General features: G+C 60.9%; 9 protein-coding genes and 1 pseudogene. 6 read left to right on the plus strand and 4 right to left on the minus strand.

The features are described from left to right. The first annotated feature begins 10 nt into the window (after positions 1 to 10). From CKO36_RS10915 to CKO36_RS10930, 4 genes are all read left to right on the plus strand, one after another. The gene (locus CKO36_RS10915) at positions 11 to 4,051 is read left to right on the plus strand and encodes a translocation/assembly module TamB domain-containing protein (protein ID WP_200284093.1); all 4,041 of its coding nucleotides are present in this window, start codon (positions 11 to 13) and stop codon (positions 4,049 to 4,051) included. Then, positions 4,026 to 4,991 carry a lysophospholipid acyltransferase family protein gene (locus CKO36_RS10920; protein WP_200284094.1) on the plus strand — a complete coding sequence of 322 codons (966 nt, stop codon included), beginning with the start codon at positions 4,026 to 4,028 and terminating at the stop codon, positions 4,989 to 4,991. The genes CKO36_RS10915 and CKO36_RS10920 overlap by 26 nt, the downstream gene beginning before the upstream one ends. Beyond that, positions 4,991 to 5,992 (plus strand): lysylphosphatidylglycerol synthase domain-containing protein, encoded by a 1,002-nt coding sequence (locus CKO36_RS10925; RefSeq protein WP_200284095.1) that lies wholly within the window; start codon positions 4,991 to 4,993, stop codon positions 5,990 to 5,992. Before CKO36_RS10920 ends, CKO36_RS10925 begins: the two co-directional genes overlap by 1 nt. Before the next feature lie 140 nt (positions 5,993 to 6,132). Continuing rightward, positions 6,133 to 7,317: a methyl-accepting chemotaxis protein gene (locus CKO36_RS10930; protein ID WP_200284096.1), complete on the plus strand. Its 1,185-nt coding sequence runs from the start codon at positions 6,133 to 6,135 to the stop codon at positions 7,315 to 7,317. Positions 7,318 to 7,336: 19 nt separating this feature from the next. On the opposite strand, the gene CKO36_RS10935 is transcribed toward CKO36_RS10930, so the two are convergent. The 3 genes from CKO36_RS10935 to CKO36_RS10945 form a co-directional block, all read right to left on the minus strand. Next, on the minus strand, positions 7,337 to 8,731 hold the full coding sequence (locus CKO36_RS10935; protein ID WP_200284097.1) for a response regulator: 1,395 nt from the start codon (positions 8,729 to 8,731) through the stop codon (positions 7,337 to 7,339). A gap of 430 nt (positions 8,732 to 9,161) precedes the next feature. Further along, positions 9,162 to 10,523: a glutathione-disulfide reductase gene (gorA, locus tag CKO36_RS10940; protein ID WP_200284098.1), complete on the minus strand. Its 1,362-nt coding sequence runs from the start codon at positions 10,521 to 10,523 to the stop codon at positions 9,162 to 9,164. 102 nt (positions 10,524 to 10,625) lie between these two features. Then, positions 10,626 to 11,360, minus strand: a complete 735-nt coding sequence (locus CKO36_RS10945) for a glutathione peroxidase (RefSeq protein WP_200284099.1) — start codon at positions 11,358 to 11,360, stop codon at positions 10,626 to 10,628. 184 nt (positions 11,361 to 11,544) lie between these two features. Here CKO36_RS10945 and CKO36_RS10950 point away from each other — a divergent pair, with 184 nt between their 5' ends. Together CKO36_RS10950 and CKO36_RS10955 are read left to right on the plus strand one after the other, a co-directional pair. After that, a complete protein-coding gene (locus CKO36_RS10950) occupies positions 11,545 to 12,021 on the plus strand; it encodes a nitrous oxide-stimulated promoter family protein (protein ID WP_338053459.1) in 477 nt (158 codons plus the stop codon). After that, complete coding sequence (locus CKO36_RS10955; protein ID WP_200284100.1) at positions 12,018 to 13,799, plus strand: AAA family ATPase; 1,782 nt, start codon at positions 12,018 to 12,020, stop codon at positions 13,797 to 13,799. Before CKO36_RS10950 ends, CKO36_RS10955 begins: the two co-directional genes overlap by 4 nt. An 82-nt stretch (positions 13,800 to 13,881) precedes the next feature. Here CKO36_RS10955 and CKO36_RS10960 read toward each other — a convergent pair. Beyond that, positions 13,882 to 15,469, minus strand: a pseudogene (locus CKO36_RS10960) (hypothetical protein); the annotation flags it as partial.

Raw genomic sequence — 15,469 nt, forward strand, 5'->3', positions numbered from 1 at the left:
CGGAACGGCCATGAATACCACCGCAGCCAAGACGCATCCCACCGCCGGTAACAGTCCACCGCCACGCCGCTCCCGACGGTCTTGGCATCCATGGCGCTGGGTGTTCGGTGGTCTGATGACACTCCTGCTGGTGATGCTGCTGCTGTGCGCCTGGCTGCTGACGACCGCAGGGGGGCTGCGGGTGCTGGCGAATTTGGGTGAAGGCGCCATGGGCGATGCGCTTGATATTGGCGCTGTGGAAGGGCGTCTGCTGGATCAGTTTGAAGTGCGCGATCTGCAGTTGCGCTTGCCGGCGTTCGAGCTGCGGGTGGCTCAGGCTAAGCTGGACTGGCGGCCGCTGCGCTTGCTTAGCGGCACCCTTGGCATCAAGCACCTGTCGCTCCAGCGCACTGATGTGTTGCTCGCTCCGAGTCAGCAGCCGAAATCCCCTGAGCCCCTGCAACTGCCGGAGATTCGGCTGCCCTTTGCACTCGAGGTGGAACACTTGCAGCTTGAGCAGTTGCGCCTGAGTTCGATGGAGACTCCAGAGCCACCGCTGCTGGCGCTAACCGAGGCGCAATTGAGTGCCAGCCTGGCGCGCTCCACGGTTGATGTGCGGACGCTGACGCTGGATCTGAGCGTGCCGGCGGTACAGGCGGCGGCTCAGGGTCAGGTTGAGCTGCGCGACCACTATCCCACCGATCTGAGCCTCGACTGGCAGTTCACTCAGGCCCCAGCGCTCAGCCTGCGCGGCCAGGGGCAGGTGCTTGGCGATGCGCAGGCGCTGCATATCGAACATCGCATCACGGGAACGGCTGAGGTGACGCTGGACGCCCAGGTGCGGGATCTGCTCGCGCAGCCGAGCTGGGAGGCCGATATCCAGCTGGCCGCGCTGGCTTTGCCGCAGATCGTTGCTGGGGCGCCCGAGGTGGATATCACCGCGCAACTCGCCTCCAAGGGGACGCTCGACCAGGCCACTGTGACCGGCACTCTGAATGCCGAGGCTCCGGCGCACACCGAGATGGGGCGCCTGGCGGCTGCACTGGATTGCATCTGGCAGGAACGGCGACTGAGCATTCGGGCGCTCAATCTCACCGAGCAGGGATCAGGTGGCCTGTTGGATTTGCACGGTGAGCTGGATCTGGCTAATGCCCAAGGGCAGGTGGCGCTCAAAGGCGTGTGGGAGGCGCTGCGCTGGCCGTTGACCGGCACAGCACGCTTTGAGTCTCCGCACGGTACCCTGGATGTGAGCGGACAACTCAATGCCTTTGACTATCAGTTCGCAGCCGATGTGTTAGGCCAGGGGCTGCCTGAGACGCACCTGGCGCTCAGCGGTGACGGTGATCTGCACGGGGTGCGCATTGCTGAGCTGCGGCTTGACAGTCTCAACGGGTACAGCATCGCCAAGGGCACCCTGCATTGGAGTCCCACGCTGGCCTGGGAGCTGGCGCTTACGGCCCAGGGCATCGACCCCGGTCAGCAATGGCCGGGGCTGGGTGGCACGCTGAGTCTCAAGGCCGAGTCCAGCGGCAGTCTGGAACAGGGGTATGACTATCAACTGAAAGCCAATGTGGGCCTCAGCGATTATCCAGCCATGCTGGTGAATCTGACCGGCACCGGCACGGCGACAGCGGCGCAGATCGCAGCTCTGGGAATTGAGACTTTGGGCGGGCGCGTGACCGGCAGTGGCGCACTGGGCTGGGCGCCGCAGCTGACCTGGGAGGCGGATCTGGCGCTGGCCGACCTCGATCCGGGCCGCTATGCACCCGACTGGCCGGGACGCCTGTCTGGGCAGCTGGCCAGCCAGGGACATCTAGGGGCTCAGGGACCAGTGTTGAGCGCGCGCATCAGCGACTTTGGCGGTCAGGTGCGCGGCTATCCGGTGACGCTCGCCACGCAACTGGAGATGGCCGATCAGACGCTCAAGCTATCAGCGCTGAAGGCCAGCTCCGGTGCAACCGACCTGACCGCCAGCGGTCAGGCGGGCGAGACGCTGGCGCTCGATTTCAGTATTCACTCGCCCGATTTGGGTGAACTGCTGCCGGCCGCCCAGGGCCAACTGGAGATCGACGGTCGCCTGCGCGGCCCGACCCGGACGCCGCGCCTGACCATGACGCTGGCCGGCCAGGATCTTGAGCTGCAAGGGCAGGGACTCGTCAGTCTTCAGGGCCAGGCCGATTTGGGATTGGGCGCCGATGATCCGATTCAGGCCCAGCTGGACGCGCGTAATCTGCTAATCAGCGGCCTGCGCTTTGAGCGATTGAACCTGACCGCCAGCGGAACTCAGCCCAACCATCAGGTGACCGCTCAGCTTGATGGTGACAGCCTTGCGGCGCAATTGGCCCTGAGCGGGCAGCTGCATGCCGGGTCGGGTGGTTATCAGGCGCAACTCAGTCAGTTCAAGCTCGACACCACCAGCTTCGGTCGCTGGACCTTGCCGAAACAGGTGCCGTTGGTGTTCGAGTCCGGGCGCATTGAGGCCGGTCCGCTCTGTCTTCAGGAGGCTCAGGGCTCTGGGGGCTGTGCGCATTTCACTCAGCGTCAGCCAGGGAACTTCGATGCCAATTTCACACTCAAGCGGCTTAATTTTGCGCTCTTTGATGCGCTCCTGCCGCCCGCGCTGGAACCCGACGGCTATGCGGTGGCGGATGTCGCCGTCCAGTCGCGCGCAGCCGTCATCACGGGCACGGCGACGGTGGAGATTCCAGATGGCACGCTCACATTGGCGTTGCCGGATGCGACCGATCGGCTGGAGTTTTCTAATGCGGCGCTGGACGTGGCAGCGACCGGGCAGGGCGTGGAGGGGACGCTGAAGGTGCCGTTTGCAAACCTGGGTACGTTTGAAGCAGGGGTGACACTGCCGAGGCTGGTGCTGCCAAAGGTGGATGCACAGCGACAGGCGCTCGGCGGCCAGGTACGGCTGAATCTGCGCGATCTGCGCCGAATCGGCGAGCTGCTGCCGGGGTCGAGCAACTTTGCCGGCACCGTGGCAGCTGATTTCAAGCTGGGCGGCACCTTGGGGCAACCGCAGCTTCAGGGGCAGGCGCAGATCGAACAGGTCAGCTTTCAGATGCCGCTGCTGGGGCTGTCGGTGGCCGATGCCAATCTGAGCGCACACACCCAAGGCAGCAAGCAGCTCGACATCAGTGGCAGCGCCGATATCGGTGGCGGTCAATTGCGGCTTAAGGGGCAGGGGGCTAGTGGCGCCCAAGGCTGGACCTTTCAGATCAAGCTTGACGGCGATCAGCTTAAGGTGGCGGATACCAAAGAATATCTGGTGTTGCTCAAGCCCGATCTGACGGTGGAATTCGGGGCCGCAGGTGCCTCGGTACAGGGCGTGGTGCAGGTCGAGCAGGCGCGCATCAAGCCGCGCTCCATTCCGGCCGGGACGGTGGCCAATTCGCCGGACGTGGTGGTGAAAGGCGACAGCGGCACCAGTGATGCCCCATCCGCTTCACCGTTTAATGTTGATGTTGAGGTGCAGCTCAGCGATGCGGTCAGCATTGAGGCTTTCGGCTTGCGGGGCCAATTGCGTGGCAGTCTGCGCGCTGTCCAGGAGCCGAAGCAGCCGCTGCTCGGCGATGGTCAGCTGGAGGTGGTTGATGGCACCTATCGTCTGGCGAGTCAATTTGGTCTGATGGCTAGTATTGGCGCGCCGCTTAAAATTGAGCAGGGGATTTTGTTGTTTGCCAAGACACCGCTGAGCAATCCAGGCCTGGTGCTGCGTGCGCAGCGCGAAGGGGGTGACATGACCGCCGGTGTGCAGGTGCTGGGAACGCTCAAAAAGCCCAAGCTGGCGTTTTTTTCCGATTCCGATCCCAATATGACCGACAGCGAGATCGTCAGCTATTTGCTCACCGGGGTGCCGCCCCAGGGCGATGGCGGTGACATCGACCGAACCCTGTCGTTGGGAGCCTACGTTGCCCCCAAGCTGTTCGTGGAATACGAGAGCAATCTGGGTGACCAGGCAGATAAAATCAAAATGCGCTATGAATTGAACAATCGCATTGAATTGCAAACCGAGACGGGCGATACCCAGGGCGCTGATGTGTTCTTCAAGTTCGAAAATTGACTCAGACTCAGGGCCCGGGTGGCATCCGCGCCACTGGGCCTCCTGGCTGCTGCTGGGCTTGCTCCAGGCGCTGGGGCGTTTGCCCTTGCCACTGCTGTTCGCTCTGGGGCAGGGGCTGGGCGCATTGGCCTATCCGCTGAGCGGTGCGCGGCGCCAGGTGGCCTTAACCAATGTGCGCTGCTGTTTCCCGGATCTCGAGGCCGCCGCGCAGCGCCGCCTGGTGCGCGCCCATCTGCGGTATCTGGCGGTGGCGGCACTGGCGCAGGGGATTGGCTGGTCGGCTTCGCGCGCCCGCTTGCGCCGTCTGGTGCGCATCCTGGGCCGCGAGCGTATTGACGCCTGTTGTGCCGCCGGGCGGCCGGTGATTGTGCTGGTGCCTCATTTTATTGGCCTGGAACTGGGCGGTGCGGCCTTCACGGCGCTGGTGCATCCGGGCATGTACATGTATCAACGGATTCGCAATCCGGTGCTCGATTGGCAGGTGAAGCGCGCACGCACGCGCTTTGGCGGCCTTCCGGTAGAGCATCGCGATGATCTGCGCGCGATGGTGCGGGAGTTAAAGCGTGGCACGCCCTTTTTCTACCTGCCAGATCAGGATGCCGGAAAGCGGCGCGGCGTTTTTGCGCCCTTTTGTGGTCAGCCAGCATCTACAGTCGCCACCCTAGGGAGGCTGGCGCGCCTGGCCGATGCGGAGGTGATTCCGCTCTTTGCGCGTTTTTTGCCTTGGGGACGGGGGGTGGAACTGCGCTTTGCCCCTCCTATTGAGGGGCTGAGCGGGCGTGATCCGGTGGCTGATGCCGCGCGCATGAACCAAGTCATTGAGGCTGAAATCCATCGCATGCCTGAGCAGTATTTTTGGGTGCACCGTCGTTTTAAAACCCGTCCGCCAGGCATGGATCCCCTGTATCCCCAGTCCTCGCGGCGTCGGCGCCAGCGCTGATGTCTGCGGCTCGCACACAGCCACCTGCGCCGTCTGACCAGCCAGCGCCAGAGGCGCTGAATCTCAACCGGCCGCGCGCCTGGTGGATTGGCAGTGTGCTGTTGCTGGGGTTGATCGTGCTGGTGCAGGTCTGGATCGGCTGGCCGCAGCTGCTGGCGCCCTGGTTGGCGTTCCCGCCCTGGCTTCTGCTGGGGCTGCTGGCGCTTAGTGCCGGCAGTTATCTGGCGCGTGCGCTGCGCGTGTCAGTCTATTTTGCTCCCCTGATGACAGGGCGCTTTCCGACCACCTTGCGCCTGTCAGTGTTGCATACTACAGCTAATGTGTTCTTGCCCATGCGGCTGGGTGAACTGCTGTTTCCCTGGCTCATGCAGCGCTACTTTCATCACAGTCTGCTGGGAGCAGGGCTATCGCTGCTGTGGATTCGCTTACTGGATCTGCATTTTCTGGCCCTGACGAGCCTGTTCATTGCTTGGCTGCGTGCGCCGGCGTTGCTGTGGCCGCTGGTGGCGCTGGTGTGGCTGAGCCTGCTGTTGGTGCTGCCCTGGAGTGCGCGGCTGTTGTCGGGCTGGCCGGACAGCGGTGCGCGCTGGCGGCGCGGGCTGCGCCGTCTCGCCAGCGCGGCTCCGCAGCGGCTGGCGCGAGTGGCTGAACTCTATGTCTGGACCGCGCTATGCTGGGGGGCGAAGTTCTTCGCCTATGCCTGGGTGCTGGGCTATTTTCTCAGCATCGACTTCTGGCAGCTGCTCGCCGGAGTGATGGGAGCCGAGTTATCGTCGGTGTTGCCTGTTCACGGCGTGGCTGGTTCCGGTTCCTATGAGTTGGCGACCCTGGCGGCGCTGTTGCCTCTGGGAGTGCCCGCGCAACAGGCGTTGGCCGGCGCAGTGAATCTGCATCTGTTCATGCTGGGCGGCAGCCTGCTGTTTGGCGCGCTGGCGCTGGCTTTGCCGGTGGAGCGCTGCGGAAAACCTCGGGTCACTCGTTGCGCTTGGCTGCGCGGGTAAGCTAGTCTGTGCTGAATTATGCAGAGGATGCGCGAAGCCACTGATTCATTTGGCGGCTATGGGGCGTTGATCATTCACGCAATACAAGATAAATATACGATTAGGGCTGAAGTTAAATGACGAGCTACCGGTCGCGGTTCATGCTTGGTTTGGTTGTTGCGCTGGTGACCTCCCTGGCGATGGCCTTCATGGCGCATGCCTTCACAGATCACTGGGCGGGGGATGTCTCGCCTTGGTGGTTTCGTCTGTGTCTCGTGTTGCAACTGCTGTCCATCGGTACCCTGTTTGGTTTGGGGATCTCGCTGGTGGAACGCATCCGTTTGTTGGAGCAGAGCTTATCCTCGCAATCAAAGCAGCAGATTCTGCCTCGTTTTCCTCACCAGCCGATGGGCGCGCAATACTCTTCGGCTGACCTGAACAGCCGCAATGAGTGGTTGGCGCTGGAGCAGGCTTTTGAGCAGTTGTTTACGCGTCTGCACCACTGGCTGGAGACCCTGCGCGATACGCACAATGGTCGCGCGACGGATCGACAGTCCAATTTGCAGTTGGTTGCCGATGTGCAGCAGCGTGTGGAGTCCTTTTCGGTGCAGTTCTCCGGGATTCAGCAGCACCTCAATCAGTTCAATGACACCCTGGGTGAAATTGCTGGGCGCATGCAGAATTTGCAAAAACTGGCGCTGGATACCAGTGACGAAGTGACGCAGGAAGTGGATGATATTGTCAAATCGACCGACCTGCTACCTCGGGAAGTGGTGCCAAACATGGAGCAGCTGGAGCAAAAGACCCATGTACTGTCTGAGAACTCCATGAAGATCATGGAGATTTTGACGATCATCAAGGAGATCGCCAAGAAAACCAATCTCCTGGCTTTGAACGCAGCGATCGAGGCTTCACGAGCCGGGGAATATGGCAAAGGCTTTGCTGTGGTGGCCAATGAGGTGCGCAATCTGTCCGCGATTACCGCCGATGCGGTGGAGAAAATCGGTCATACCATCGAGCAGACCATCAGCATTACCGAAAACGTGATCGAGAGTATTAAAGAGAATAAGGATTCGGTGCGGGATGTGACCAATAATGTCAACGAAAGCGTTGCGGTACTGACTGGCGTACCGGAAATCACCCGTGGCATGAAAGAGCGAATCGGGCGCAACTTCGGGCTGGTTCAGGGGATTGTCGCATCTATCAATGATGATATTCTGCCGGCGATGGAAAAGATGTCATCAGAGTTTTCTCATGTGAATGAGAAATTGACACATCTGCATGATGGTGGCCGGCGACTCGACAGTATTGAGGATGAGATTGGTGCCAGTCTGAAGAAGCTCTAAGCAGTGTTGGTCGGTCGGTTTAGGCAGGAGGCTCCTGTGATTGGCTGGCTGCTGCAATCTCTTCCATGGCTTTGTCAATAAAGCGAAAATCAATAAAATCTTTTACATTGATCAGGCGCCCGATATTCATCTGATAGTGCATATACTGCTGGATGGCATCGAGCTCTTCCACTGAAGGATAGAGATCATTGTATTGGATGCCATTGGGCTGCTCAAGCACCTTTTGGATCACTTCACTGGTGAGGCCCAGGCTTTGCTGGGGGTCAAGAAAGGGAACGGCGATATTTGCTGCTTCATGATGGTGGTGATGAATAAATTGCCCGGCTTGGTTGAGCAGGGAGACAAATTCCTGCGCGGCCTCGGGATGTTCATCAATAAAATCTTGACGCATCACTACCGCGCAACAGGGATGATTGGACCACATATCACCAGACAGTGATTGTAATTCCGCCAGTCCCATTTTAATGCCTTTTGAACCCAGGGGTTCGGCCACGATATAGCCGGCGATGTAGTCCTGTTGCAGGGTCTCGGGCATTTTAATCGGCGGCATCACCTCAAAGCGCACGTTAATGGGGGCATTTTTCTCTGGCAGGCCAGGTTTGAGCTTCAGCTCAGTTAGAAATTTATGCGCCAGGAGATGATGGATGGACATCTTGTGCGGAATAATGATTTCCTTCCATTTGTAAAACCGATACAGGGATTCATAACCAACGGTTTTATAATTAATATTGCGCACGAAGCAACTGCCGCATTTGTGTGCCAGTGACACCATTTTGATCGGCACATCAAAGGCAAAGAGGTCCATGGCCAGAGGTGCGAGAATAAAGGCAATATCGGCCTGACCGCTTTCGATCATCTGTTGCACCGGGTTCCAGCCGGGTTTGCAAAAGGTCTCCAGACTGAAATGCTTGGGAGCGATCTGGCCGCTGTCGATTTGATGCTTTAGGACACCCAGGGCGAGATGGTCAGTGATTTGAATGTGAACCGCACGAATCACCACCTTGCCATCGACAATTTTGCGTTCGATGGGCTGATCCGTCTCAGAGGTGCCCTCGAATACATCGAGAATTTTCTGTTTTAATTCATCGGCGCTATAGGGTTTGGTAATGTGCGCGCCGCCTTCCTTGTAGATGATTTCGGTCTGGGATTTGTCCCCCTGCGCGGTGGCCATGATAAAGGGGATATCCTGATATCCACTGTCCTCGCGTATCCAGCGCAGCAGTTCCAGCCCGTCAAGCCGTGGCATGTTCCAGTCGCTGATGATCAGGTCAAAGATATGTTCCTGTAGCTTTTCAATGGCATCGAGTCCGTCCTTGGCTGTCACGACGTCATCATAGCCGGCTTGCTTAAGGAACTTGACGGCCATGGAACGCATGACGCCGGAATCATCAACAGCTAGGATTTTGATGCTCATAACGAATTATTGGGGGTGCTTGCGTCGCCTTGGGGATGCTCATGCTCGCGAAAAACTCACCACGCGCCAGCCTGAATGATTGTACTGGGTCATTTTGCCTTCACTGCGCTCAAGAGTAAATGTTCGCCCCTGTGATGCCCATGAAAATTGGCGCATCAAGGTGAGGAATGCCGTGCAAGGACGCACGGGGATGAGGGCATGCACAAGAACCTTGTTTGAGCGTATAGGGCCCAGTTGGTGCGGATGCCGTGATGTGTTGATGACTGGGGAACGGGAGGAGGACTTGAGTTTCCTGGGCTCATTGCAGCAGCGCTGATTGCAATAGCGGCCCCCTTAGGGAGGGGGCCGCTTATTGTGGTCAGAGCCGGGCGGGCGGTCATCCAGCCTCCAGAGGGGCTCAACTCTATGGGGCGCCCGGTTAAAATCCGGGTTAATCCGGTTCCGGCGTCTTCAGCGTCACCAGTTCCTCGGCGCTGACCGGGTGAATGGCGACAGTGTTGTCGAAGTCGGCCTTGGTGGCACCCATTTTGACTGCCACGGCAAAGCCCTGGAGCATTTCATCCACGCCGTCGCCGACCATGTGGATGCCGAGGATGCGCTCCTCGGGACCGGCGCAGACCAGTTTCATCGCAGTGCGCGGGCCTTGCTTGTTCAGTGCATAGCGCATGGGGGTGAATTCGGTCTTGTAGATGGTGATCTTCTCGTCCGTGCTTTCGCGCGCGGCGGCCTCGGTCATGCCGACGCTGCCAACCGGCGGATGGGCGAAGACCACGGTCGGGATGTTGCTGTAGTCCAGATGCCGATCTGACAGGCCGCCGAACAGACGATCGGCCAGGCGGCGACCGGCGGCGATGGCCACGGGTGTCAGTGGCGCGCGGCCGGTAATGTCGCCGAGTGCATAGATGCCCTCGACCTTGGTGTTCTGGTATTTGTCGGTGGCGATGATGCCGCCTTTCTCGAGCTCAATGCCCACAGCCTCCAGGTTGAGGTCGCGCGTGTTGGGTGTGCGCCCGATGGCCCAAATAATGGTGTCGAAGCCGCCGAGCACCTGATCGTCGCGCGAGCGGATGGCGAGGCTGTCGTCTTGTTGCTCCAGGGAAGCTACAGCGAAGGGCAGGTGGCACTTGATGCCGACCAGCTCCATGTTGTGCGCCAGGGTGTCGCTGACGATGGGGTCGAAGACTTCCAGTACGCGGCTTTCGAGCGCGACCACGGTCACGTCCGAACCCATGGCGGCCAGCATGCCGGCGAACTCGATACCGATGTAGCCGGCGCCGATGATGCAAACTTTCTGAGGCTGTTGCTTTAGCTTGAAGAAACCATCGGAGGTGATGCCCAGTTCCTTGCCTGGCACGGGCGGCACCAGGGGCTGACTGCCGGTGGCGATGGCGATGTGATCGGCGCTGTAGGTCGTGTCACCGACACGAATGTGGCGGCTGTCGACAAAGGTCGCATAGCCTTCGATTACGGTGATGCCCTGTTTCTTGGCATAGCCGTCCCAGTAGGTGTTGATGTTGCTGATGACCTGGTCGCGTCCGCTGGTCAGCCGCGCCCAGTCGATCTGACCGTTGCTTCCTTCCACACCCATTTCAGCGGCGTGGCGCACCTCCTCGGCCAGATTGGCGGCGTACCACATGAGCTTTTTCGGCACGCAGCCCTGATTGACGCAGGTGCCGCCGAGCTTGGCGGGCTCCACCAGAGCAACTTTTTTGCCGTGCTGCGCGGCGCGCTCGGCTACGGCCAGACCGCCGCTGCCGCCGCCGATGGCGATGAGATCGAAATGCTGTTCCATGATTGAGGTTCCGTTAGGCTGCTGGATGGGCGGGCGGATGAGTGAGCGCCCCTCAGGGGCGACCTGAGGCTGTTCCCCTGTGTCGCCCTGAGGGTTGCCCGATCAGCGCTTGGCCAGCCAGGCTTCCAGGTCGTCGGAACCGCCGACCTTCTGCCCGTCGATGAACACCTGGGGCACCATGGTGCCGTTGGTCACGGCGCGCAGGGTTTGCTCGGTGTAGTCGCGGTTCAGTACCAGCTCCTCGTAAGGCAGGCCTTCTTCAGCCAGGGCTTCTTTCGCCTTGGCGCAGAAGGGGCAGCCGGGGCGGGTAAAGATGGTGATGTTCAGCGGCTTGGGCTCGCTTGGGGCCATGTAGGCCAGCATGGTGTCGGCGTCGGAGACCTCGAAGGGGTCGCCGGGCTTTTCCGGCTCGATGAACATCTTCTCGACCACACCGTTTTTCACCAGCATGGAGTAGCGCCAGGAGCGCTTGCCGAAGCCAAGGTCGTCCTTATCGACCAGCAGGCCCATCTTTTCAGTGAATTCGCCGTTCCCATCGGGGATGAAGGTCAGGTTGTGCGCCTGCTCGTCTTCCTTCCAGGCATTCATGACGAAGCCGTCATTGACCGACATGCAGACGATGTCATCCACGCCCAGCTTCTTGAAGGTGGGGGCCAGCTGGTTGAAGCGTGGTACATGGGTCGAGGAGCAGGTCGGGGTGAAGGCGCCCGGCAGTGAGAAGACGATGACGGTCTTGTTGGCGAAAATCTCGTCGGTGGTCACGTCCGCCCAATCATGATCGGTGCGGGTGCGGAAGGTCACCTGTGGGACGGGCTTGCCGGTGTGGTCTGCTAACATAGGATGTAAACCTCTATCTGATTAAAAAATAGGATAAAATTTTGGTATTCGGAACGCTCGGCATGAGCCTTTCCTCATGCCTGGCGGTTATATTGGGGCAGGTGCGCGAATCACAAAAGCCGGTTGTCAGGTCTGGCCCCGGCCTCTGGCAATCGTGATCCGGGCGCTGGCACGAGGAGCTCTGGTGAGAACAGTCGCCGGCGCGCATAATGCGGACATGAAGGAGCTGACGCCCCCGCCTCATCGCCGTCCGCATCAGACCGCTGCTGCACCATCACCGCGTGGCACGGGCCAGGCAAAGGCACGCCGGCCGCCACCGAGGCGCGGCCCGCGCATTCGCCGCGAACAGCGCACGATCGCAGCCATGATTGCGCTCTATTGTCGTGCGCATCATGCCGGGTCCGGTGGCTCAGCTGACCAGCTCTGTGAAGACTGCACAGAGGTGCTGAAATACGCCCATCGTCGCCTCGATTATTGCCCCTTTGGCGAGGCGAAATACGCCTGCTCCGACTGTCAGCGCAGCTGTTATAGCGCTGCAATGACAGCCGCCACGCGCCGGATCATGCGCTATGCCGGTCCACGCCTGTGGCGGCGGCATCCACTCCTGGCATTATGGCATGTTCTCGGCCATCTGCTGCATCGCGCGCCGAAACCACCATGAAATTCCCCTACGGCACCGCTGACTTTCACAAAATCATCACCGACGGCTACTATTATGCGGATCGCACTGAGCGTATTCGCACGCTCGAAAACGTCGGCGATCAGATCCTGTTTCTGCGTCCCCGGCGTTTCGGCAAAACCGCCTGGCTGACCACGCTGGAGAACTACTACGATCTGGCTCGGGCCGGGGAATTCGAGGCCCTGTTTGGCGCCCTGGCCATTGGCCAACATCCGACCGCGCGGCGCAACAGCTATTTCGTGCTGCGCTGGGATTTTTCCATGGTGGATGCCAGTGGCAGTTTGGCCGAGATCCGCCAAGCCTTACACAATCACATTAACGCCCAGGTGGCCGATTTTGGGGTGCGTTATGCCGATTGGCTCCACGGGGAGCTGCATGCGCATCCCAGCGACTGTCTGGTCGCCTTGCGCGCCGCCGTCAGCGCCGCTCGCGCCCAAGGCCATGATCTGTATCTGCTGATCGACGAATACGACAACTTCGCCAATGAGTTGATGCAGGCGCGACAGGCGGATTATGATGCCTTGGTCTCCGGGGAAGGGCTGCTCAAGACGGTGTTCAAGGCGGTGAAATCCCTGGCCTCGGGTGCCGGCATTGATCGGGTGTTCATCACCGGCGTCTCGCCAGTGGTGCTGGCAGATATTTCCAGTGGCTACAACGTCTCCAAGGATGTCAGCCTGGATGCCCGCTTTGTCGATCTGTGCGGCTTTACTGAAGCGGAAGTGACCGCTGTGCTGGATCAATTGGCCGCTGAACAAGGTCGCGACTCAGGCGACCCGGGCTGGTCCGCGCGCATGCTGGAGACCATGCGTACCTGGTACAACGGCTATCGCTTCGGCTACGAGCCCGGACCCGGACTCTACAATCCCACGCTGGCGCTGTATTTCTTCGATGCCCTGGCCACCACCGGGCAACCACCCCGGGAGATGCTCGACAGCAACCTGGCGATGGATCGCAACCGCATCGACTTTGTCGCCCGCCAGCCGCATGGGGCCGAGCTGATCGGTGCGGCACTCGATCCCGAGCATCCGCCGCTCATTGCCAGCCTGGCGCATCGCTTTGGGGTGGAGGACATGCGCCGTGCGCCCAAGGATGCGCCCTTTCTCGGCTCGCTGTTGTACTTTCTCGGCGCCCTGACGCTCAAGGATCTGGATGCTATGGGACGGCTGGTGCTGGGCGTGCCCAATCTGGTGATCCGCAAGCTCTACATCGAGAAGTTTCGCGATCACCTCTTTCCCGACTATCCCGAGCGCGAGCGCCTGCGCGCTGCGGCTGAAGCCTTCTACACCAGTGGTAACCTTGCGCCCCTAATCGAGGTACTGGAAACCAATCATCTCCGCGTCTTCGACAACCGCGACGATCGCTGGTCCAACGAGCTGACGGTCAAGACCGTCTTTCTGATCGCGCTCTTTGCCGACATTTTCTACGTGATGGACTCCGAGACCGCCATCGAACGCCGCCATGCCGACCTGTCGCTGATGGTGCGCGAGGAGATGCGCCGCTTCGCGCTCCTGGATCATCTGCTGGAGTTCAAGTACCTGAGTCTGCACGACATCGTGCAAACCGGCCAGGCACTGCGCCCCCAGTCACGCGAAGAACTGGCCCGCCTGCCCCTGGTCGCCGCCAGCCTGGACGCCGCCGAAGCCCAGCTGGCTCACTATCGCCAGGGGCTGGAACAGGCCTATGGCCAGCGCCTGCGTTTGCATACCCATGCAGTGGTGGCCTTGGGCTTCGAGCGGCTGGTGTGGCGTAGCACAGGGTGAACCTGTCGTCTGCGGCCTCGCGACCCGGTACCCGGTCAGCCTGCATTGCCCGAGCTGGACGAAGGCGAGACAGCCGCCACCGCTACAACGGCAGTATCTCCCAGTCGATTGAGTTCACTGCACTGTTGGTCGCAAATGAGGCCTCAACGCTCAGCCCCTCCGTATCAGCCCGTTCGGGACCGAGAGCCTCGGCCAACTCGGTGTAGTCCAGCTCCGCCTCGCCGAGGATGTAGAGAAAGGTCTGCGGTGCACCGAGCAGGGTGACGGTATGGTCCTGCACCGTCAGTGCGAGTCCATTGGCGAGGAAGTGCGCATGGCTGATTGCTGCGTCCTCGGGCAGCTCAATCCGGCTGACCTGGTTATCAATCAGGGTGACATCGCGCGTCAGCTCCGGCTGCAACTGATAGCTGTCCGCACCACCGAAGTCGATAATTCGTTCATCACCACCGTCAACAACCAGACGGCTGTCGCCATCGTCAAGATAATGGATGCGCCCCGGACCCCCAGTGATGGTGCCGTCGGCCTGCACCGCACCGCTGATGCTGGCCTGATGTGGCTCGCTGCGGCCGGGAGCGGGAACGGTGGTGCCGAGGGCGTGCGCCAGTTCAGTGAAACTGAGCGCAGTGCCCGCCTCGGGATCGTCCGGATCGCCGCCGAAGACATAGCGGGAGGCTTCGGGCGCGCCGAGCAGCCTCAGGGTTCCGCCAGGCAAGCTCAGTTCGAGTCCGTTGGCCAAAAAACGTGCGTCGGTAATGACCAATCCTGCGGGCAAGTTAACGACACTGGCCTGGTTGTCAACAAGGCGTGCATTGCCGATGAAAGTCGTGGCCAGGGTGTAGGTATCCTGCCCGCCGAAATCGAGGATGCGTGGGGTGGCGCCGTCAATCAAAATGCGGTCGTTGCTGTCTGTCAGGTAAGGGGGAGCAACAGGAGGCTCGGCGCGGTAGCCGGGAGCGCCCGGATCAGTGATGGCTCCAGCGGCGGGGTTGCTGTCGAAGGGGCCGTTGTCTTGGATGACGAAGTTGAGCTGGGTCTTGCCGCCGATGCTGCTGACCTGTCCGCCATACTCGGGGCTAGCGAGGTTGGCCCAGGTGCCGGCGCTGGTTTGCTTCCAGAAGCCGTTCACTTCAGTGTCGCCGTCGATCAGCAGGCTGAAGGGAATCTCGCCAGCATCCTCGCCGCCCTCGGGAACCGCGACATCGGCCTCGAAGCCGATTAGCCCCAAGGGCATGTCGATGCCGTCGCGGTCTTCGGCGGGTGAGGCGTCGGTCTGGGTGACGGAGCGGATGGTGACGCCGGACGTGGGAGAGGGTGTCTCGCCCGGATCACCACCTTCCCCGTTGCTGACGGCACCGCCGACGAGGGTGACGAAAACCACCGGGGCGTCAGGGTTGGCGGAGACGGTTTCGGTGTTGCGGATGGGCACCGAGATCACGTCGGCCTGCTCGCTGTCGGGGGTGCCGTCACCGTTGCCATCGCCCTGGATGCCGCCTTCCTCCGGTGGTGGGGCGAGATCTTCAACCGCATCAGGGACATTGTCGCCATCGTCGTTGGGCAGATCGCCCCAGTCCTCGGGTGGGGGGATGACGGGTTCGGGATCGGGCGTGGGATCTGGATCTGGAGTGGGATCGGGGGCAGGTGTTGGGCTTCCGCCACCACCGCCACCGCCA

Source organism: Rhabdochromatium marinum (assembly GCF_016583795.1).
GTDB classification, from domain to species: domain Bacteria; phylum Pseudomonadota; class Gammaproteobacteria; order Chromatiales; family Chromatiaceae; genus Rhabdochromatium; species Rhabdochromatium marinum.